The sequence below is a fragment of the Pantoea sp. PGP6 genome (assembly GCF_053474785.1).
The window spans coordinates 334,261-353,638 of record NZ_JBQBMA010000002.1 but is presented as its reverse complement, the minus strand read 5'-3'; the positions used below and the strand labels follow the sequence as shown (position 1 = coordinate 353,638).

Sequence of the window (19,378 nt, the reverse complement as noted above, 5' to 3'; positions counted from 1 at the left end):
TTTGTCAGTCTGAACCTGGGCAGTGCTCATCATCCTCACGTACCAGGTGTACGCCTGCTTGTTCCGCGCTGTCCGTCTCCGGACGGCCTGCAACAATGACGCCAGTTGGGCCAGACTCTTAGTCGAATTTCATTCGCGACGCTTTGAGGTTAATCACCGCCAGCGCACCCACCAGCAGGAAGATCAGGGTAGCGATCGCCGCCGCCAGTCCAAAGTCCTGTCCGCCGCCGCCTTCAAAAGCGATGCGCCAGGTGTAGTTGACCAGCAAATCGGTATAGCCCGCTGGGGTGGTGGTCCCGATGCGATCCGGTCCGCCGTTGGTCAGCAACTGCACCAGCACAAAGTTATTAAAGTTAAAGGCGAAGCTGGCGATCATCAGCGGCATCAACGGCTTGAGCAGCAGCGGCAACGTAATCAGGAAGAAGTTCTGCAACGGCCCGGCACCGTCCATCGCCGAAGCTTCATAGAGATCGTCAGGAATCGCTTTCAGCAGCCCCATGCAGAGAATCATCATGTAGGGATAACCGAGCCAGGTGTTGACGATAATCAGCATGGTGCGCGCCAGCGTCGGATCGCTGAACCAGGCCGGTTTGACACCAAACAGTGCGCTGAGCATCACGTTGATCTCGCCAAAGCTTTGGTTGAACAGTCCCTTAAAGATCAGGATCGAGATAAACGCCGGCACCGCATAAGGCAGGATCAGCATCACCCGATAAACCGCTTTGCCGCGCAGCGCCTCCCACTGCACCAGACAGGCCAGCACCATGCCGACCGCCACGGTCAGCACCACAGTGATCAACGAGAACAACATCGTCCAGCCAAAGATTGCCAGGAACGGCTTCTGTATGCCCTCATCGGTAAAGACCCGCAGGAAATTCTTCCAGCCGGTATTGACGGTGAAACCAGGACTCAATGTTTCATTTGCCCAGCTGCCGTCGGCGTTAATCGCCTGATAGAAACCGGTTTGCGGGTTAGCGCGATAATGCACGCCGCTCTGTTGATTGGTCAGTTCATCCTGCGCGCCAACCTGATACAGCGGCTGAGTACCGGAGAACTGGCGCAGCGAGCTCATGCGTAACTGGCGGCCATCCGGCAGCACCGCACTGATCTGGCTCAGCGCCTGGCGATTGCCGGTGATGACTCTCAGCGTGGCGCGATCGCCAGCCGGTTGCGCGGCGGGCTGCATTTTCAGCTGTTGTTCGTCACCAAAGCGAAACGGCGGAGAAACATAATGCTGTTCGCCTTCGCTCAGCACCAGCTGCCAGCGGTCGCCCGCCGGATAAAGCGAGAAATTAACCGCTTCGCCCGACTGGAAAGAACGGCTCATCAGCACCTGCTGCGCCCGTTCAAAGGTAAGCTGGTTGGTGCTGCTGTAGTTGGTGAAGGCGATAGCAATGGTACAGGCGAGGGGAAATAGCACAAACAGCGCCATTCCCGCCACGCCGGGATAGACATAGCGCCAGGCGTAGGCGCGACGATTAGCGTAAATCCACAGGCCGAGCGCACTGAGAATCAGCGTTAGCAGCGCAAACAGATACTCGCCCTGTGCGTACATCAGCACCAGCAGATAGCCGACCAGCAGACAGCAGATCCCGATGAGAACGCTTTTAATCAACAGACTTGGCGTTTTCGGTTTTCCTGACATGATGCGGTTTTCCTTAACGGTCACTCAAGCCGGGTTGCCCCGGCTATAAAGGGAGGATTACTTTTTCAGGCGCGCCTGTGCATCTTTCAGTGCGGCGTCCACGCTCTGACGACCACCCAGCGCATTCAGGGTAGCGGTGCGCATCGCGTACCAGAACGCGGCCATTTGCGGAACGTTCGGCATAATATCGCCGTGGCGGGCGTTGCTCATAGTGGCGGCAATGCGGGAATCTTTTTCCAGCGTCTGCTGGAATGATTTCAGCGCCACGGCACCCAGCGGCTTGTCCTTGTTAACCGCATCCAGTCCGGCATCGGTCAGCAGGTAGTTTTCCAGGAACTCTTTTGCCAGCTCTTTGTTAGGGCTGGCGGCGTTGATCCCGGCACTCAGCACCCCGACAAAGGCTTTCGACGGTTTACCGTTCAGGGTCGGTAACTCAGCTACGCCATAGTCGATGCCGCTTTTATCGATGTTGCTCCACGCCCAGGGACCGTTAATGGTCATGGCGGTTTCCCCTTTATTGAAGGCGGCTTCAGCAATCGAATAGTCGGTGTCGGCATTCAGGGTTTTGGCTTTAACCTGATCGACCAGGAACTGCATACCCGCTTTGGCACCGGCGTTATCCACGCCGACATCTTTCACGTCATAGCGTCCCTCATTCAGCTTAAAGGCATAAGCGCCACCGGCGGCCAGCAGCGGCCAGGTGAAGTAGGGTTCCTGCAGGTTAAACATGAGGGCGCTTTTGCCTTTGGCGCGCAGTTGCTTGTCGAGCCCGGCAATCTCTTCCCAGGTTTTCGGTGGTTGTGGCAGCAGCTTTTTGTTGTAAATCAGCGACAGGGATTCAACCGAAATCGGATAACCGATCAGCTTGCCGTCGAAGCGCACCGCATCCCAGGTGAAAGGGAAGATTTTTTGCTGGAAGCTGGCGTCCGGGCTGATCTCAGCCAGCAGGCCGGATTGGGCGTAGCCGCCAAAGCGGTCATGCGCCCAGAAGATGATATCCGGGCCATCGCCGGTGGCGGCAACCTGCGGATATTTTTCTTCCATCTTGTCAGGATGCTCCACCGTCACTTTAATGCCGGTCTCCTGTTCAAACTTCTTACCGACCTCGGCAAGGCCGTTATAGCCCTTGTCGCCGTTGATCCAGATGACCAACTTGCCTTCCTCAATTTTCGCCACTGCGGATGCTGAAAACAGCACGGCAGAGAGGGCAGAGAGGGCCAGAATTCGTGCACCGGTTTTCATCGTCATAAGTCCATCCTGTTTGCGGAAGCGGTGATTACTCTACCGGCAACATTGTGCGCATCCGTCACCGCTTCTCATCCTCCTTCGCTCTACGCCCTGTGGCTGAGGGGTGTGATCGCGCTGGCAAAAAGTGGGCGAACCGGCCGGATACGGGCTAAAAAAACCGGCAGGTCTGCGTTAGCGATCACAAAAAACAGCCGCCCGCCGCCCGCCGCCGCGTCAGCCCCGCTTTCTCCTCCTCCCGTCTCCTCCCCCAGCAGGTTGCGCTACGGCGGAGGATGTTAGCCCCGCCATCGTTGCGCATAGTAAGCCCCGGAACCCGTTTGCCGAGAGCAGACACGAATGAGCAGCTAAGAGGGAAGGGATCATGGCGAGCGTTGTGCTACGCAATGTCACAAAAGCCTGGGGCGATACGGTGGTATCGAAAGATATCGATCTCACTATTCGTGAAGGGGAATTTGTCGTTTTTGTTGGCCCATCAGGCTGTGGAAAATCAACACTGCTGCGCATGATTGCCGGACTGGAAACCATCACCAGCGGGGAGCTGCTGATTGGTGACCGCCGCATGAATGAGGTGCCGCCCGCCGAGCGCGGTATCGGCATGGTGTTTCAATCCTATGCGCTCTATCCGCACCTGTCGGTAGCGGAAAACATGTCTTTTGGCCTGAAGCTGGCCGGGGTAAAAAAAGCCGAAATTCATCAGCGGGTGAATCAGGTGGCGGAGATCCTGCAACTGGCGCATCTGCTGGACCGTCGCCCCAAAGCGCTATCCGGCGGGCAGCGTCAGCGCGTGGCGATTGGCCGGACGCTGGTGGCGGAACCGCGGGTTTTCCTGCTGGATGAACCGCTCTCAAACCTCGATGCGGCGCTGCGTGTCCAGATGCGGATTGAGATCTCCCGTCTGCATAAGCGACTGAAACGCACCATGATTTACGTCACGCACGATCAGATCGAAGCGATGACGCTGGCCGATAAGATTGTGGTGCTCGATGCCGGGCATATCGCGCAGGTGGGTAAGCCACTGGAGCTCTACCACTATCCCGCCAATCGCTTCGTTGCCGGCTTTATCGGCTCACCGAAAATGAATTTTCTGCCGGTCAAAGTGACCGCTACCGCCATCGATCAGGTGCAGGTCCGGCTGCCCAATCAGCAGCTGGTCTGGCTGCCGGTCGACAGCGCAGGCGTGCAGATCGGCAGCAACATGTCACTGGGCATCCGCCCTGAACATCTGCTCTCCAGCGATATCGCTGACGTTACCCTTGAGGGTGAAGTGCAGGTGGTGGAGCAACTGGGACACGAAACCCAGATCCACATCCAGATTCCCGCCATTCGTCAAAACCTGGTCTACCGCCAGGAGGACGTCGTGCTGGTAAAAGAGGGCGCCATCCTCGGTATCGGCCTGCCGCCCGAGCGTTGTCACCTGTTCCGTGAGGACGGGAGCGCCTGTCGCAGGCTGTATCAGGAGCCGGGTGTATAGCCCTGCCAAAACAATAAAAGCAATGACCTCAGGAGATAGAAAATGTTAACTATGCGCAAACTTCCCCTCGCCGTTGCCGTCGCGGTGGGAACCCTCTCCGCCCCGACGATGGCGGTCGATTTTACCGGGTACGCCCGTTCCGGCATTGGCTGGACCGGCAGTGGTGGTGAACAGCAATGCTTTCAGGCCACCGGTGCTCAAAGTAAATACCGTCTGGGTAACGAATGCGAAACCTACGCCGAATTAAAATTAGGCCAGGAAGTGTGGAAAGAAGGCGACAAGAGCTTCTATTTCGACACCAACGTGGCCTACTCCGTGGCGCAGCAGAATGACTGGGAAGCGACGTCACCGGCTTTCCGTGAAGCCAACGTGAAGGGAAAAAACCTGATCGATGCGCTGCCAGGTTCCACCATCTGGGCCGGTAAGCGTTTCTATCAGCGCCATGACGTTCACATGATTGACTTCTACTACTGGGATATCTCCGGTCCGGGCGCCGGTCTGGAAGATGTGGATCTCGGTTTCGGTAAGCTGTCATTCGCCGCCACCCGCTCGTCAGAAGCGGGCGGTTCATATACCTTCTCCAGCGATCGTATTCGTGACTTCGCCACCAGCACCGCCAACGATGTGTTTGACGTGCGACTGGCCGGGCTGGAAACCAACACCAACGGCGTACTGGAACTGGGGGTCGACTACGGTCGCGCCAATGCCCGTGACGACTACCGTCTGGAAGATGGCGCCTCCAAAGATGGCTGGATGTTCACGGCTGAACATACCCAGAGCATGCTGAAGGGCTACAATAAATTTGTGCTGCAGTATGCCACCGATGCGCTGACCTCGCAGGGCAAAGGCGTGCCGCAGGGTACCAGCCTCAACAACAACGGCGACATGTATCGTATCCTCGATCACGGCGCGATCTCGCTGGCGGAACGCTGGGATCTGATGTACGTGGCGATGTATCAGAATATCGATCTGGATAATAACCGCGGAACCGAATGGTACACCGTGGGTGTGCGCCCGATGTACAAATGGACACCGATCATGAGTACCCTGCTGGAGCTGGGCTACGACAATGTGAAGTCGCAGCAGGCTAACGAGCGCAACGGCCAGTATAAAGTGACGCTGGCACAGCAGTGGCAGGCCGGTGACAGCATCTGGTCCCGTCCGGCACTGCGCGTGTTCGCAACTTACGCCAAATGGGATGAGAAGTGGGGCTACAGCAAAGACAGCTCTGGCGATCTCACCACCTTCGCCTCTGCTGACAGTACCGGTAACGGCATCCTGACTAACAGCCGTGGCGATAACGACGAGATTACCTTCGGTGCGCAGATGGAAATCTGGTGGTAAGCCGACGCTCTCCAGCACAGGCGCGGCTGCGCGCCTGACAGGTCTTTTGGGTCACGGTGCGCCATTGCCTGGTTCGCGCCGTGGCCTGCAATAAGGTAGGCATAATGAAAATGACAAAAACTCTGACGGCGCTCTGCCTGAGCGCGGCGTTACTGGCCGGACACAGTCTGCCAGCCCTGGCGGACATCAATCTGGTGCCGCAGGATCTCTCCTCTGCCCCGCAGGTTGCACCGGACCAGCTGCAACACCTGAGCTGGCAGCCGGTGAGTGCTTCACAGTCCCAGACTATCCAGCTGGCGAACAGCGGACAGTCGCTGAATGCCCCGCACATCGCCGGACCGGTGGCGGCCTTTAGTCTGCCAGCCAACATCGGTGAACTGACGGTGACGCTGAGCAGCGAAGTGGCGAACAATCAGGTTTTCGCCCCGAACGTACTGGTGCTGGATGAAAATATGCGGCCCGCCGCCTGGTTCCCGAGCCGCTATTTTACCTACCAGAAACCGGGTGTGATGGCGGCGGACCGGCTGGAAGGGGTGATGAAGCTGACGCCCGCGCTGGGCCAGCAAAAAATTTACCTGCTGGTGTTTACCACCGAACAGGATCTGACACAGACCACCACGCTGCTTGATCCGGCCAAGGCTTACGCGCAGGGCACGGGTCACGCGGTGCCGGATATTCCCGATCCGATTGCGCGCCACATCAGTCAAGGCACGCTGAAGCTGAAGTTACAGACCAGTTCCGGATCATCAATTCTGGTCGGCCCGCTGTTTGGCTCTTCCGGTCCGGGTTCGGTTACCGTTGGCAACACGGCTCCGGCATCGGCCTATCGTGCTGCACCGGCAGCGGCCACAGCGCCTGCGGCAAAAGCGGAACCGATCATGAGTGACACAGAGGGTTACTTTAATCAGAAGATTAAACAGGCGGTTGATAGCGGCAATATCGATAAAGCGCTGAAGCTGCTGGATGAAGCCGAGCGGCTGGGATCGACCTCTGCCCGGCAGACCTTTATCAGTAGTGTTAAAGGCAAGGGGTGAAGCGGCCCCGACAATACTGATGTTGTCCCACCTGGTGCGCTGCGGCGCACCTTTTTTATGCGGCAGAAATTCCCTATCTGAGAACGGTTCCATCTGTCATCCCGGGCGGCTACTCTGCCCATCTATGAGATACCCGCAACCCATTCCACGTCGTGCAAAAAACGTAAGGTTTCTGATTTTGTGCTGCCAAAGGGAGACAATATACCTTGTGAGTTGTACGTTTGTTATGTACATTTCAGAATAACATTGATGGAGGTTTTATGCGCAGCTATACCACAACTCAGGCCCGGCAAAATATTGCTGAGGTTATGGAAAAAGCCACCGCTGGCGAGCCGGTAGAGATCACCCGGCGTGATGGTTCTTCCGCCGTGCTGATTAGCCGCAATGACTTCAACGCGTGGCAAGAGGCGAAACTGGATGCTGAATTTGCCACCATTATGGGGCGACATGGCCGAACCATTAAGGCGCTGGCTGATCGATGAAATGGGTCAGTGCGCAGGAGGTGATAGGCTTCCATGATCGCTTGTTGACTCTGCTGCCGGGCATCCCGGGGATGCCTGATCCCGAAAGGGCCGAGGCGATTATTCATCGGGTACAAAATCAGCTGTATTATGAAAATGTGACAGATATTTATGCGCTGGCCGCAATTTATCTGGTTGCGATCGCCCGTGGGCATATTTTCAATGATGGCAATAAGCGAACAGCCTTTTTCGTTGCGATGGTTTTTTTAAACCGTAACGGAATTGCTATTCGGGATGAAGATGACGAACTTGAGGAATTAACCGTCTCGGCCGCGACCGGCGCTGTTACGCCCGATCAGGTTGCTGCTGTTTTACGCCGTCTATCTCTCTCCTCCTGAACCCTGATCCTGCGGTTTTGCACAACCCGCCCACCGGCAGAGGTTGAGTTAAAAACCAGGCTCATCACTGACCGCCTGGTTTTTAACTGTAGTTCAGTGCTTCATCCCTTATCTCTTAACAAGGTTTTCCGGCGAGCCGTCAGATCACGCAGCAGCGTGTCGGTGGCGGGATCGCTGAACAACGTCTCCAGCGTGGCGCTGAGTTTGCGTCGCCAGTTCGGATACTCGTCGCTGGTGCCGGGAATATTAACCGGTGCCGCCATATCCAGCCAGTCCTCCGGTTGCAGACCCAGCAATGCACTGTGGCTGTCAGCCAGGTAACGCTGCATCGCCCGGTTCAGCGCATTGCTCATCTGGGTACGGCGTGCATCGCGGCCAGCACGTTTAGGCAGCGCGCCGACCCGGTGCAGGCTGTTCAGCAACGCCTGTTTCGCCCGCAACCGATCCTGATATAACCCCGCCAGCACCACTTTGTCAGGATAGAGACCGAGCCTGGCCCCGAGGGTGAGATCGTCGCTTTGCCACCAGCCGCGCAGCGTCGGTAAATCATGCGTGGTGGCGACGGCCATCGCCTGACGCGGCCACTCGGCCGGTGGACGAAAACCCTGCGCAGTGGCCTGTTCAAAATAGAGCACTTTGTAGGAATAAACCCCGCCGTCGCGCAGCTTATCGACAATTTCTGCCGGAACGGTGCCCAGATCCTCACCGATCACCATGCAGCGGTTACGCTGACTTTCCAGCGCCAGGATCGCCAGTAAATCATCGATCGGATAGTGGACATAAGCGCCGTTCGCTGCGCCCTGACCAGCAGGGATCCACCACAGGCGCAGTAACGCCATCACATGATCGATACGCAACGCGCCACAGTCGCGCATATTGGCGCGCAACAGAGCAATCCACGGCTGCCAGGCTCGCTGCTGCATCACCTGTGGGTCCATCGGCGGTAATCCCCAGTCCTGGCCGCGTGGGCCCAGAATATCGGGTGGCGCGCCGACGCTGGCATCCAGGCAGTAGAGATGACGCTCGCTCCAGGTTTCGGCCCCGCCTTGCGCCACGCCGACCGCCAGATCGCGATAGAGTCCAATCGGCATCTGCTGCTGCTGACTGCAGTGCCAACAGGCGGCAAACTGCTCTGTAGCCAGCCATTGTAACCACAGCCAGAAACGCACCTGATCGCCTTGCTGGTGAAGGAATTGCTGCACTGCCGGACTGTCAGGTTGCTGTAACGCCTCTGGCCACACCGGCCAGCCCCAGCGCTGGCTATCCTGCGCCATCTGGTCGGCATGCAGCGCATCAAACAGCGCCTGATGTAACAGGCTTTCGCCGCCTTGCTGAATAAAGGCGTTAAACGCCCGCACGTCGGCATCATCGGCCTCACGCTGCGTAAACTGCGGCCAGGCTAAGCGGAGCGCAGCCATTTTTAGCCGGGTAACGGCCGCATAATCCACCCACTCTGCCGCACGTGCCTGTTCCAGCGCCTGCTGCGTTGCAGCCTGCTGCCACCACGCCTGTGCCGCTGGCGAACGCTGAAAATCCGCGACCGCGCTCACATCGATGTATATCACATTCAGCCAGCGGCGTGACGAGGGACTGTAAGGGCTGGCGCTGTCGGGCGAGGCCGGGAACAGCGCATGGATCGGGTTCAGACCGATAAATGCGCCGCCGCGTGCCGCCACCTCCGGCAGCATCCGGCGTAAATCACCGAAATCACCGATGCCCCAGTTCTCTGCTGAACGCAGCGTATAAAGCTGGACGCAGGCACCCCATAAAGCGTGACCCGCCACCAGCGCAGGCGGCTCATAACAGCGCGACGGCGCGATAATTACCTGACAGGTCCACTGCTGATGCGCCTGCTGCAACGTCAGCTGATGATAACCTTCAGCCAGCGGCGGCAGACGCAGAGGCTGTCCCGGCTGGCAGCGGCCCGCGGTGATTTCACCCGACTCGCGGGTGAGTTGCCAGTGCGCTTCTGTACTGAGTTGCGGAGAGAGGCTCAGCACCTCGTTACTGCGGAAAATCAGCACCGGTGGTAACGGGGTGGTGGAAGGGCGCGGCGGCTGCATCACCGCCAGCAAACGCTGGCGGGTGGCGGCCGGGATCGCCTGCGGCTGGCCGTGGGCATTAATATACTCGGCGGCAATGCCTGCCTGAGAAAACGGATCCAGTACCTGTTCGGTTTTCATGGCGTTCCTTAGCGCGTGGCTTGCCAGATACGCTGTTGATAGTCGCGAATGGCACGATCTGAACTGAACATGCCGCAACGCGCGGTATTCAGGATGGTGGCGCGTGTCCAGGCATCCTGATCGCTCCACAGCGCTTCCACCTGGGCCTGCGCATCAAGATAGGGCTGGAAATCGGCCAGCACCAGATACGGGTCGCCGCCTTCCGGGCCGAGGCTGTGCAGCATTGCGTCAAACGCCGTGCAGTCGCCCTGACTGAAGGTGCCATCTTCCAGCGCCTGCAACACCTGATTGAGCTGATGATCTTTTTTACGCCACTGTGCCGGGGCATAACCATCGGCCTTTAACGCCACTACCTGATCCACGGTATGACCGAAAATAAAGATATTCTCGCTGCCAACCTGCTCGGCGATTTCAACGTTAGCGCCATCCAGCGTGCCGATGGTCAGTGCGCCGTTGAGCGCCAGCTTCATGTTGCCGGTGCCGGAGGCTTCTTTACCGGCGGTGGAAATCTGCTCGGAGAGATCGGCCGCCGGAATTAGCCGCTCGGCCACCGAAACGTTGTAGTCAGGCACAAACACCACTTTCAGACGGTTGCCGACCCGTGGGTCCTGGTTAATGGTTTCCGCGACTTTGTTGATGGCATAAATGATGTTCTTCGCCAGTGCGTAGCCTGGGGCTGCTTTGGCTCCGAACAGCACCACGCGCGGCACCCGATTAGCCTGCGGATCGGTGACCAGCGTTTGCCACAGCGCAATAATGTGCAGCAGGCTCAGATGCTGACGTTTGTACTCATGCAGGCGTTTAATCTGCACGTCGAACAGCGCCTCAGGATCGATCTCAATCCTGGTACGCGCCGCGATCCATTTCGCCAGTGCCTCTTTGTTCTGCTGCTTGATGGCGCGATATTCCGCGCGGAACGCCGCATCGTCGGCAAACGCCTCCAGTCCCTGTAGCGCATCAAGATCGTTCAGCCAGGGTTTTTGCAGCGTTTTGTCGATTAACGCACTCAGCGCCGGGTTGCACTGATTGATCCAGCGACGCGGCGTGATGCCGTTGGTAACGTTATGGAATTTTTCCGGCCACAGCTGGTGATATTCCGGAAACAGATCCTGCACCACCAGTTTCGAGTGCAGTGCCGCCACGCCGTTCACCGCAAAGCCGCTGGTGACGCACAGGTTCGCCATGCGCAGCTGGTTGTTATGCACCAGCGCCAGCTTCGCCCATTTTGCCTGATCGCCCGGCCAGCGTGCTTCAACCCGCGTTTTCAGCTGGGCATTGAGCGTGTTGATGATCATCATATGGCGCGGCAGCAGGCTGCGCACCAGGCGCACATCCCAGCACTCCAGCGCTTCCGGCATCAGGGTGTGGTTGGTGTAAGCAAAGGTCTGTTGAGTAATCTGCCAGGCGCGATCCCAGCTGAGCTGATGCTCATCCAGCAGCAGGCGCATCAGTTCAGGGATCGCCAGCGTCGGGTGTGTGTCGTTAAGCTGAATCACTTCGTGATCGGCCAGCGACTCAATGCTACGTCCGGCCTGATGATGGCGGCGCAGAATGTCGGCCAGCGCACAGGCGCACTGGAAATATTGCTGCATCAGACGCAGTTTTTTACCGTTCTGATGATTGTCATTCGGGTAGAGCACTTTAGTCAGTTTTTCGGCGTCGATACCCTGCTGTTCAGCACGCAGGAAATCGCCGTCGTTAAACCGGTTAAGATTGAACGGCTGCGCGTGCTTAGCCTGCCACAAGCGTAACGGCTGACTTACGCCGTTCTGGTATCCCACTACCGGCAAATCCCAGGCTTCGCCCTGCAGCACGAATGCCGGTTGCCAGTGCGGATGTCCGTCGAGGGTGGTGACTTTGCCGCCCAGACCCACCTCAACATTCAGCGCCGCGTTATGGTTAAACCACGGATAGCGATCGCGCTGCCAGTCATCAGGGGTTTCGTGCTGTGCGCCATCTTCGAAGCGCTGGCGGAACAAACCGTACTGGTAGTTCAGGCCATAGCCGATAGCGGGCTGGCCGACCGTTGCCATCGAGTCGAGAAAACAGGCAGCCAGTCGTCCGAGGCCGCCGTTACCCAGTGCTGGGTCGGTTTCATTTTCCAGCACTTCAGTCAGTGAAATATCCCAGCCCGCCAGCGCCTCATTGACTGCGTTATACCAGCCGAGATTCAGCAGATTGTTGCCGGTCAGCCGGCCAATCAGAAACTCCATCGACAGGTAGTTGACATGGCGCAGCGAACTGTCCGACGCAACCGCAGGCTGTGCCGCCAGCAGATCAGCCAGTGCGCCGCTCAGCGCCTGCCACCACTGGGCATGGGTCATGTCCCGCGCATCGCGCAAGCCAAAACGTTGCCACTGACGCGTCAGGGCAGCAGTAAAATGTTCAGGGTTAAATTCGGGCTGTGTCATGGTTAGTGTCCTGTCAGAACAGTCGATGGGTCAATGTGGCATCAGTGTGCCCGTGCGACAGGAAAGGCTCCTCCTCCTGAAGTGAATCAGACCAGGAGGAGAAGGAGGGTGGAGAGGCTGAGGCTAATCTGAAAGCACGCCAGGAGTGTGATTGCGCGCGCTTTTGTAAAGTTAACTTGATGGGTTTACTTGCATTCGCAAGGCGAATGGCTGAACGTGTAAGGAATAATTACGAAGCGTAAAATAATGATGCGCTGGACGTGAATGGAGAAACGTGCGCCCATGTTAATACCCTCAAAACTCAGCCGCCCGGTTCGCCTTGAAGGCACCGTCATCCGTGAAAGATTGCTGCAAAAACTGACCGCTGCCGGCAATTACCGACTGGTGCTGATCACCAGTCCGGCGGGCTACGGCAAAACCACGCTGGTGTCGCAGTGGGCGGCGGGTAAAACGCATCTTGGCTGGTATTCGTTAGACGAGGGTGACAATCAGCCGGAGCGGTTCGCCGACTACCTGATTGCGGCACTGCAACAGGCCAGCAACGGAGGCTGTCCGCGCAGTGAGTTACTGGCGCAGAAACGACAATACGTTAATCTCAACGCCCTGTTTTCGCAGCTGTTTATTGAGCTGGTGGAGTGGCAGCAGCCACTGTGGCTGATCGTTGACGACTACCATCTGATCACTAATCCGGTTATTCACGACGCGATGCGTTTTTTCCTGCGTCACCAGCCTGAAAACCTGACCCTGATCCTGCTATCACGTAACCTGCCACAACTCGGCATCGCTAACCTGCGGGTACGTGAGCAGCTGATCGAACTCGGCAGCCAGCAACTGGCCTTTACCCATCAGGAGGCCCGGCAGTTTTTCGACTGCCGGCTGGACGCGCCACTGGAAAGCGATGAGAGCGGCAAGCTGTGCGATGACGTCGCGGGCTGGGCCACCGCGCTGCAGCTGATCGTGCTGTCGGCGCGCCAGGGTGCCAGTGCGGCGCAGGACTCAGCGCGCCGCCTTTCCGGCATTAACGCCAGTCATCTCTCTGATTATCTGGTGGAAGAGGTGCTGGATAATGTCGACCTGCCGACCCGCCATTTTTTACTGAAAACCGCGCTGCTGCGCTCAATGAACGATGAGCTGATCGCCGGTGTCACCCGCGAAGAGAACGGCCAGATGCGGCTGGAAGAGATTGAGCGCCAGGGGCTGTTTTTGCAGCGCATGGACGATTCCGGCTGCTGGTTTAGTTACCATCCGCTGTTTGGTAATTTTCTGCGCCAGCGCTGTCAGTGGGAGCTGGCGGCGGAGCTGCCAGCACTGCATCGTGCCGCAGCGGAAAGCTGGATGGCGCAGGGCTTTCCTGGCGAGGCGATCCATCATGCGCTGGCCTCCGGCGATGCCAGTATGCTGCGCGATGTGCTGCTGAAGCACGCCTGGACGCTGTTTAATCAGAGCGAACTGCCGCTGCTGGAGAACTCCCTTAAGTCGCTGCCGTGGGAAATGATGCTGGAAAACCCGATGCTGGTGCTGCTGCAGGCGTGGCTGATGCAGAGTCAGCATCGCTTTTCCGAAGTGGACAGTCTGCTGGCCCGGTTTGAACAGGCCAGCCGCTGCGAAATTGATGATGCGTTGCGTGGCGAATTTAATGCGCTGCGCGCTCAGGTGGCGATCAACGATGGCAACACCGATGAGGCCGAGCGACTGGCGAAAGTGGCGCTGGATATCCTACCCGCCAGCCGTCACTACAGCCGCATCGTGGCAACCTCGGTACACGGCGAGGTGATGCACTGCAAAGGCGATTTAGACAACTCACTCAGCCTGATGCGTCAGACTGAACAGATGGCACGCCGTGATGAAGTCTGGCATTACGCGCTCTGGAGCCTGATTCAGCAGAGTGAGATCCTGTTTGCTCAGGGCTTTTTGCAGGCGGCCTATGAAATCCAGAGTCGGGCCTTTGTGCTGGTCGACGAGCAGCATCTGGCGCAGTTTCCGCTGCATGAGTTTTTGCTTCGTATCCGTGCTCAGCTGCTGTGGGCGTGGGGACGGCTGGAGGAAGCAGAGCAGGCGGCACGCGAAGGCATCAAAGTACTGACCGGCTTTCAGCCGCAGCAACAGATTCAGTGTCTGGGGCTACTGGTGCAGTGCTCGCTGGCACGTGGCAATTTAGATAACGCCCGCAGCTATCTGAATCGGCTGGAAAACCTGCTGAATAATGGCAGCTGGCACAGCGATTGGATCGCTAACGCCGATAAAGTGCGGGTGATCTACTGGCAGATGACCGGCGACAGGGATAGCGCCAGCAACTGGATGCGGCAAACGCCGAAACCGGCTTTTGCCAATAATCATTTCCTGCAGGGACAGTGGCGCAACATCGCCCGGGCGCAGATTTTACTGGGTGATGTCAGTCAGGCGGAAGTGGTGCTGGAGGAGCTGAACGAAAATGCCCGTGATCTGCGGCTGATGAGTGATTTGAATCGTAATCTGCTGCTGCTTAATCAGATTTACTGGCAAACCGATCGCAAAGCAGACGCGCAGCGCACGCTGATCGAGGCGCTGAAACTGGCGCGCAGTACCGGCTTTATCAGCCATTTTGTGATTGAAGGCGAGATGATGGCGCAGCAGCTGCGCCAGCTGATTCAGCTGAATACCCTGAATGAGCTGGACAATCATCGTGCCCGGCGGATTCTGCTGGAGATCAACAAATACCACCGTCACAAGTTCGCCCATTTTGATGAGGGGTTTGTCAGCCGGTTACTCAACCATCCTGATGTACCGGAACTGATCCGCACCAGTCCGCTGACGCAGCGTGAGTGGCAGGTGCTGGGATTAATCTATTCGGGCTACAGCAATGATCAAATCGCCGGTGAACTGGCGGTGGCGTCCACCACCATCAAGACCCATATCCGCAACCTCTATCAGAAGCTGGGCGTATCGCATCGGTCTGAAGCGATGAACCAGGTGCAATCGCTGCTGAAAATGATGGGTTACGTCTGACGTCGGGTATCTCTGCGGGCGGGCATCAGCCCGCTCATGCTGAAGGGAATCTGAAGCAAAAAATTCACGTGATGCATGGAGAGTTGTTAACTTCTGCTCCTGGCTCAAAGCATGTAGTTACGGTCCCGTCAAAGCGCTGTTGGTGTTATGGGATCTAAGCCTGCAAAACGATATTAATTAAAGAGATACAAATTCTACAGCGTCTGGGATCCCTGAAGTTTCAGGTGGGCTATGAGTGAAAGGTATCAGCTGTACTTAGCGCGCTATGAGACAGGAGCGGTGATTTCAAGGCTGGTATCAGTAGGTTTAATGGGCATCAGCACCCCACATATCAGTGCTTCTGCCAGGCTGGAAAGGTATATTTAATACACCCTCCCGGCCGTATATCAGAAGTAGATTTAAAATGACGAATGGCGCTATGTTAGATCTTTATCCACAAAAACTTTGGACTCGTGATGAGGTTATGAGATCACCGTGTCCCATACCCGCTGTAAGCGTGGTGCCAACGTTAACCCCACCTGAATTATCAGTTTGCCAGAAGCGCCTTACAGGTGTGAATTAAAGGGGGCTTCGATTGCAAGTGCAGCAAGGATTGCGGCTTCCATTTTTTCTGGGGTGGAGATCGGTGCAAAACGCCTGAGCGGTTTGCCGTTGCGTCCGATCAGAAACTTAGTGAAGTTCCACTTTATCCGCCCGCCCAGCACGCCGGGCAACTCCTCTTTCAGGTAACGAAACACCGGATGCGTTGCGGCACCGTTGACCTCCACTTTCCCGAACATCGGAAAGCTCACACCGTAGTTGATGTGGCAGGTTTGGGCGATGTCGTCAGCTCCACCGGGTTCCTGCTTACCGAACTGGTTGCAGGGAAATCCAAGCACCACCAGACCCTGGTCAGCGTATTTCTTGTAGAGCGCTTCAAGACCCGCATATTGTGGCGTGAATCCACAATGACTGGCGGTATTGACCACCAATACCACCTTGCCAGCATAAGCGGCCATTGAGATGGGCTGACCACGCAGACTGATGGCAGTAAGCTGATGAAAGGGGGACATCTTGGCATCCTCAGTGCAAAACTGTTTCGACATCGACATCGACATCGACAACTTGCATAGCCGCAGCAACACACCGCGTGAAGCGTGATGAGCAGATCCAAAACGGTGACTTCAGGCTGCAGTTCAAACTGTCGGTCAGGTGTAGTGCGATTAATTCACTATTATGGAGGAAAGGTCCGCTTATTGCACAAAGCAGACGTGCTGGCTGCTGCCTATTTATCAAAACCGCGCGGGGAACCGTTTCCTACTCGCGCCTGACAGGGTGAAACAGCCGCCGCGCTTTCATCATCATTACTCTTATTTGCTGTTACCCAGCACTTTATGAATCGCTTCGGTGCCACATTGGTCGTCTGACTCCGCGCCGCCGGTGCCTGCCATGCCAACAGCCCCGATCCACTGACCGCGATATTGCACGGGTACGCCGCCGCCAAGCAGCAAGAGATCATTGACCGTGTTCAGGTTGACGCTTTCCGGTGATGATTGTGCTTTGATGGCAAGTTGCCTGGTCGGGGTTTTGGTTGAGAGCGCCGTAAACGCTTTACGCCAGGCGGCCTGGGTATTGTGAGGCCCCACGTTATTATCCCGCATCAGCGTGACCAGATTTCCGCCACGATCCACGACTGCCACCACGCCCTGACGATTCATGCTATGGCAGGCAGACAAGGCCTCGGTTGCCAGCTGATTGCTCAGCGCCTGCGTCATGTCATAGACGGCGGCGGGCTCAGCCGAGAGCACCACGGCAGGCGCGGTAGTCAGCATCAGTGCAATAATCAGACGTTTCATTTATTTTCAGCTCCCGCGATAGGAGGAATAACCGAACTGGCAGCGAGGGTAACCGCGGGAACGGCAAGCAGCGTGGCGAGGGCCAGGGCAGTGAAACTCTTTTTCATTTTTTAATACTCCGGTGTTAATCACACTGCTGTTATACCGGCACGGTTGTTCCTTCTGCCTGTCAGGAAGATGACCATATTGTCATCTGGGGCTGAAACGCTGGGGCGGTCATAAGTTTCATGGCAAACTGCGCCGATGAAATTATTACTGATTGAAGACAACCCGAAGGCCAGCGCCTGGGTGCGTAAGGGGCTGGAAGAGGCGGGCTATATCGTGGATTACGCCGCAGACGGGCGGGATGGTCTGCATCTGGGGCTGTCGCATCCCTATAGCCTGGTGATACTGGATATCATGTTGCCGGGTATGGACGGGTGGCAGGTGCTAAAAACCCTGCGAACCGCCTCTCCTGTTCCGGTGATTTGTCTGACCGCCAGAGACTCGGTAGATGACCGGGTGAAAGGGCTGGAGCTGGGTGCAAATGATTATCTGGTCAAACCCTTTTCGTTTGCTGAGCTTCTGGCTCGGGTAAGGAATCAGCTCAGGCAGCAGCAACCGCACAGCAGTGTACTGCGGGAAGGTGATTTGGTGATGGACGCCGCGCGCTTTCAGGTGACACGTGGCGGTGTCACTATTGCACTAACGCGTAAAGAATTCATGCTGCTCTGGCTGCTCGCCAGCCGTCACGGTGAAATTCTGCCCCGCACGCTGCTGGCCAGCGAAATCTGGGGCGTCAATTTCGACAGCGAAACCAACATTGTCGATGTCGCTATCCGCCGCCTGCGTCGTAAAGTCGATGACCCTTTCCCTCAAAAACTCATTACCACGGTAAGGGGCATGGGATATTGCCTGTCAGAAAAGGCGGTTGATGGTGTATAGCCCTTCTCTGACGCTCCGGCTGACGGCGATTTTTACGCTGATCATGGCGATGGCCTGCGGCGGCATCAGCCTGATTCTGTATAAAGCCTTGCGCAGCGAACTGGTCTGGCGGGACGACCAAACGCTGATTAACCGGGCGGCTCAGTTAAGGCAACTGCTTGAAGATGGCGCGCATCCCAGTTCGCTGCCGCTCTACTTCAATCGGATGGTCGATATCCGTCAGGACATTCTCAGTATCCGTTCGCAGCATGAGCAAAATGTCAGCATTAATCATACCGGGATTACCTTGCCCGACCTCTCGCCCACGCCGGTCAACAGTCCACCCAGTGAGAAACAGTTGCACCGCTGGATCAATGCGGACAATACGGAAGCGTCGGCGTTAAGCCTGCAGGCAAATTCATCGCTCGGGCCGGTAACCATTACGCTCGCCCGGGTCGCGCGCGAGCGAGCGCTGATGCTGGAGCGTTACCGCCAGCAAAGCATTCTGGTTTCACTGGCGGCCATTTTGCTTTGCGCTGCCGTCAGTCCGTTGCTTATTCGCCGGGGATTACGGGCGATCGGCCGGTTAAGTGAGATTGTGGCAGAAACGGCCAGTGATCGGTTAAACCAGCCCGTGCCGCTTCAGGCTATTCCGCAGGAGCTGCTGCCGATTGGCAACGCGCTTAACGCGATGCGCCAGCGTCTATCGACAGACTTTATCCGTCTGACTCAGTTTGCCGACGATCTGGCTCATGAAATCCGCACGCCCATTAATGTGTTACTGGGCCAGAATCAGGTCGCGCTGGGGCATCAACGCTCAGCCGCTGAGTACCAGACGCTGCTCGAAGGGAACATTGAAGAGCTGGAGAGCCTGTCCCGACTGACTGAAAACATTCTCTTCCTAGCGCGCGCGACTCACCACAACATCAAACTCGATAAAGAGGTCTTCCTGCTGCCGGACGCGCTGGAAATCCTGATCGACTTTCTTGAACCGGTTGCGGAAGAACAGCAGAAGGTCATCGAGCTTCACGCCGCAGGAAATATTAGTGCGGACAGAATGCTTTTCCAGCGTGCGATAAGTAACCTGCTGATCAATGCCATACGCTACTCGCCTGAAAACAGAGTGATTCGGGTCAGCACGTCCCATCAGCCTGACTACGTAGAGATTGAGGTGTCAAACGCCGGTGAAGAGCTTGCAGAGCCAGAAAAGTTATTCGAGCGATTCTGGCGAGGCGATAACGTCCGTCATACCGCCGGAAGCGGGCTGGGACTCTCATTAGTGCGCGCAATCGCCACCTTACATGGCGGCAGTGCGTACTACCGACACGAGCAAGGAGACAATATTTTTGGTCTTCGTCTGCCTTCCTGAGCGATAGCGTCGGCGTATGGCCAACAGGCCGGAAGGATGGAGAATTGATTGAGCCTGACGCGCGTTAAGTGCAGCAGCGGCCCGGGCTGTG

The 19,378-nt window shown here is 57.0% G+C and carries 14 protein-coding genes; 8 read left to right on the top strand and 6 right to left on the bottom strand.

The window, feature by feature from the left end:
* Window positions 1–118 precede the first annotated feature (118 nt).
* Entirely contained in the window at window positions 119–1,645 is a 1,527-nt protein-coding gene (gene malF / locus ACLIBF_RS22085; RefSeq protein WP_448310674.1) for a maltose ABC transporter permease MalF, read from the bottom strand.
* Between the two features lie 57 nt (window positions 1,646–1,702).
* Window positions 1,703–2,893, bottom strand: coding sequence for a maltose/maltodextrin ABC transporter substrate-binding protein MalE (gene malE, locus ACLIBF_RS22080; RefSeq protein WP_448310673.1), 1,191 nt, complete (start codon window positions 2,891–2,893; stop codon window positions 1,703–1,705).
* A gap of 361 nt (window positions 2,894–3,254) precedes the next feature.
* On the opposite strand from malE, the gene malK reads away from it, so the two are divergent.
* From malK to ACLIBF_RS22055, 5 genes are all read left to right on the top strand, one after another.
* Entirely contained in the window at window positions 3,255–4,364 is a 1,110-nt protein-coding gene (gene malK / locus ACLIBF_RS22075; RefSeq protein ID WP_094119165.1) for a maltose/maltodextrin ABC transporter ATP-binding protein MalK, read from the top strand.
* Window positions 4,365–4,406: 42 nt separating this feature from the next.
* The gene (locus ACLIBF_RS22070) at window positions 4,407–5,708 is read left to right on the top strand and encodes a maltoporin (protein WP_094119166.1); all 1,302 of its coding nucleotides are present in this window, start codon (window positions 4,407–4,409) and stop codon (window positions 5,706–5,708) included.
* Window positions 5,709–5,812: 104 nt separating this feature from the next.
* Window positions 5,813–6,742, top strand: a complete 930-nt coding sequence (gene malM, locus ACLIBF_RS22065; RefSeq protein WP_448310672.1) for a maltose operon protein MalM — start codon at window positions 5,813–5,815, stop codon at window positions 6,740–6,742.
* A 260-nt stretch (window positions 6,743–7,002) separates the two neighbouring features.
* Window positions 7,003–7,224, top strand: a complete 222-nt coding sequence (locus ACLIBF_RS22060) for a type II toxin-antitoxin system Phd/YefM family antitoxin (RefSeq protein WP_094119168.1) — start codon at window positions 7,003–7,005, stop codon at window positions 7,222–7,224.
* Window positions 7,221–7,601, top strand: coding sequence for a type II toxin-antitoxin system death-on-curing family toxin (locus ACLIBF_RS22055; protein ID WP_448310671.1), 381 nt, complete (start codon window positions 7,221–7,223; stop codon window positions 7,599–7,601). Before ACLIBF_RS22060 ends, ACLIBF_RS22055 begins: the two co-directional genes overlap by 4 nt.
* Window positions 7,602–7,702: 101 nt before the next feature.
* On the opposite strand, the gene malQ is transcribed toward ACLIBF_RS22055, so the two are convergent.
* Together malQ and malP are read right to left on the bottom strand one after the other, a co-directional pair.
* The gene (malQ, locus tag ACLIBF_RS22050) at window positions 7,703–9,784 is read right to left on the bottom strand and encodes a 4-alpha-glucanotransferase (protein ID WP_448310670.1); all 2,082 of its coding nucleotides are present in this window, start codon (window positions 9,782–9,784) and stop codon (window positions 7,703–7,705) included.
* Window positions 9,785–9,792: 8 nt separating this feature from the next.
* Window positions 9,793–12,195 (bottom strand): maltodextrin phosphorylase, encoded by a 2,403-nt coding sequence (gene malP / locus ACLIBF_RS22045; protein WP_448310669.1) that lies wholly within the window; start codon window positions 12,193–12,195, stop codon window positions 9,793–9,795.
* A gap of 282 nt (window positions 12,196–12,477) precedes the next feature.
* On the opposite strand from malP, the gene malT reads away from it, so the two are divergent.
* On the top strand, window positions 12,478–15,180 hold the full coding sequence (malT, locus tag ACLIBF_RS22040; protein WP_448310668.1) for an HTH-type transcriptional regulator MalT: 2,703 nt from the start codon (window positions 12,478–12,480) through the stop codon (window positions 15,178–15,180).
* Window positions 15,181–15,725: 545 nt separating this feature from the next.
* Here malT and ACLIBF_RS22035 read toward each other — a convergent pair.
* Together ACLIBF_RS22035 and ACLIBF_RS22030 are read right to left on the bottom strand one after the other, a co-directional pair.
* Window positions 15,726–16,232, bottom strand: coding sequence for a glutathione peroxidase (locus tag ACLIBF_RS22035; protein WP_448310667.1), 507 nt, complete (start codon window positions 16,230–16,232; stop codon window positions 15,726–15,728).
* A gap of 297 nt (window positions 16,233–16,529) precedes the next feature.
* Window positions 16,530–17,015, bottom strand: a complete 486-nt coding sequence (locus ACLIBF_RS22030; protein WP_448310666.1) for a GlcG/HbpS family heme-binding protein — start codon at window positions 17,013–17,015, stop codon at window positions 16,530–16,532.
* A gap of 243 nt (window positions 17,016–17,258) precedes the next feature.
* Here ACLIBF_RS22030 and hprR point away from each other — a divergent pair, with 243 nt between their 5' ends.
* Window positions 17,259–17,939, top strand: coding sequence for a response regulator transcription factor HprR (hprR, locus tag ACLIBF_RS22025; protein ID WP_448310665.1), 681 nt, complete (start codon window positions 17,259–17,261; stop codon window positions 17,937–17,939).
* Entirely contained in the window at window positions 17,932–19,287 is a 1,356-nt protein-coding gene (locus tag ACLIBF_RS22020) for a heavy metal sensor histidine kinase (protein WP_448310727.1), read from the top strand. The genes hprR and ACLIBF_RS22020 overlap by 8 nt, the downstream gene beginning before the upstream one ends.
* The last annotated feature ends 91 nt before the right edge of the window (window positions 19,288–19,378 follow it).

Excerpts from the sequence above, each read along its gene's own strand:
- malF (WP_448310674.1), bottom strand. The coding sequence starts at position 1,645 with ATGTCAGGAAAACCGAAAACGCCAAGTCTGTTGATTAAAAGCGTTCTC.
- malE (WP_448310673.1), bottom strand. The coding sequence starts at position 2,893 with ATGACGATGAAAACCGGTGCACGAATTCTGGCCCTCTCTGCCCTCTCT.
- malK (WP_094119165.1), top strand. The coding sequence starts at position 3,255 with ATGGCGAGCGTTGTGCTACGCAATGTCACAAAAGCCTGGGGCGATACG.
- ACLIBF_RS22070 (WP_094119166.1), top strand. The coding sequence starts at position 4,407 with ATGTTAACTATGCGCAAACTTCCCCTCGCCGTTGCCGTCGCGGTGGGA.
- malM (WP_448310672.1), top strand. The coding sequence starts at position 5,813 with ATGAAAATGACAAAAACTCTGACGGCGCTCTGCCTGAGCGCGGCGTTA.
- ACLIBF_RS22060 (WP_094119168.1), top strand. The coding sequence starts at position 7,003 with ATGCGCAGCTATACCACAACTCAGGCCCGGCAAAATATTGCTGAGGTT.
- ACLIBF_RS22055 (WP_448310671.1), top strand. The coding sequence starts at position 7,221 with ATGAAATGGGTCAGTGCGCAGGAGGTGATAGGCTTCCATGATCGCTTG.
- malQ (WP_448310670.1), bottom strand. The coding sequence starts at position 9,784 with ATGAAAACCGAACAGGTACTGGATCCGTTTTCTCAGGCAGGCATTGCC.
- malP (WP_448310669.1), bottom strand. The coding sequence starts at position 12,195 with ATGACACAGCCCGAATTTAACCCTGAACATTTTACTGCTGCCCTGACG.
- malT (WP_448310668.1), top strand. The coding sequence starts at position 12,478 with ATGTTAATACCCTCAAAACTCAGCCGCCCGGTTCGCCTTGAAGGCACC.
- ACLIBF_RS22035 (WP_448310667.1), bottom strand. The coding sequence starts at position 16,232 with ATGTCCCCCTTTCATCAGCTTACTGCCATCAGTCTGCGTGGTCAGCCC.
- ACLIBF_RS22030 (WP_448310666.1), bottom strand. The coding sequence starts at position 17,015 with ATGAAACGTCTGATTATTGCACTGATGCTGACTACCGCGCCTGCCGTG.
- hprR (WP_448310665.1), top strand. The coding sequence starts at position 17,259 with ATGAAATTATTACTGATTGAAGACAACCCGAAGGCCAGCGCCTGGGTG.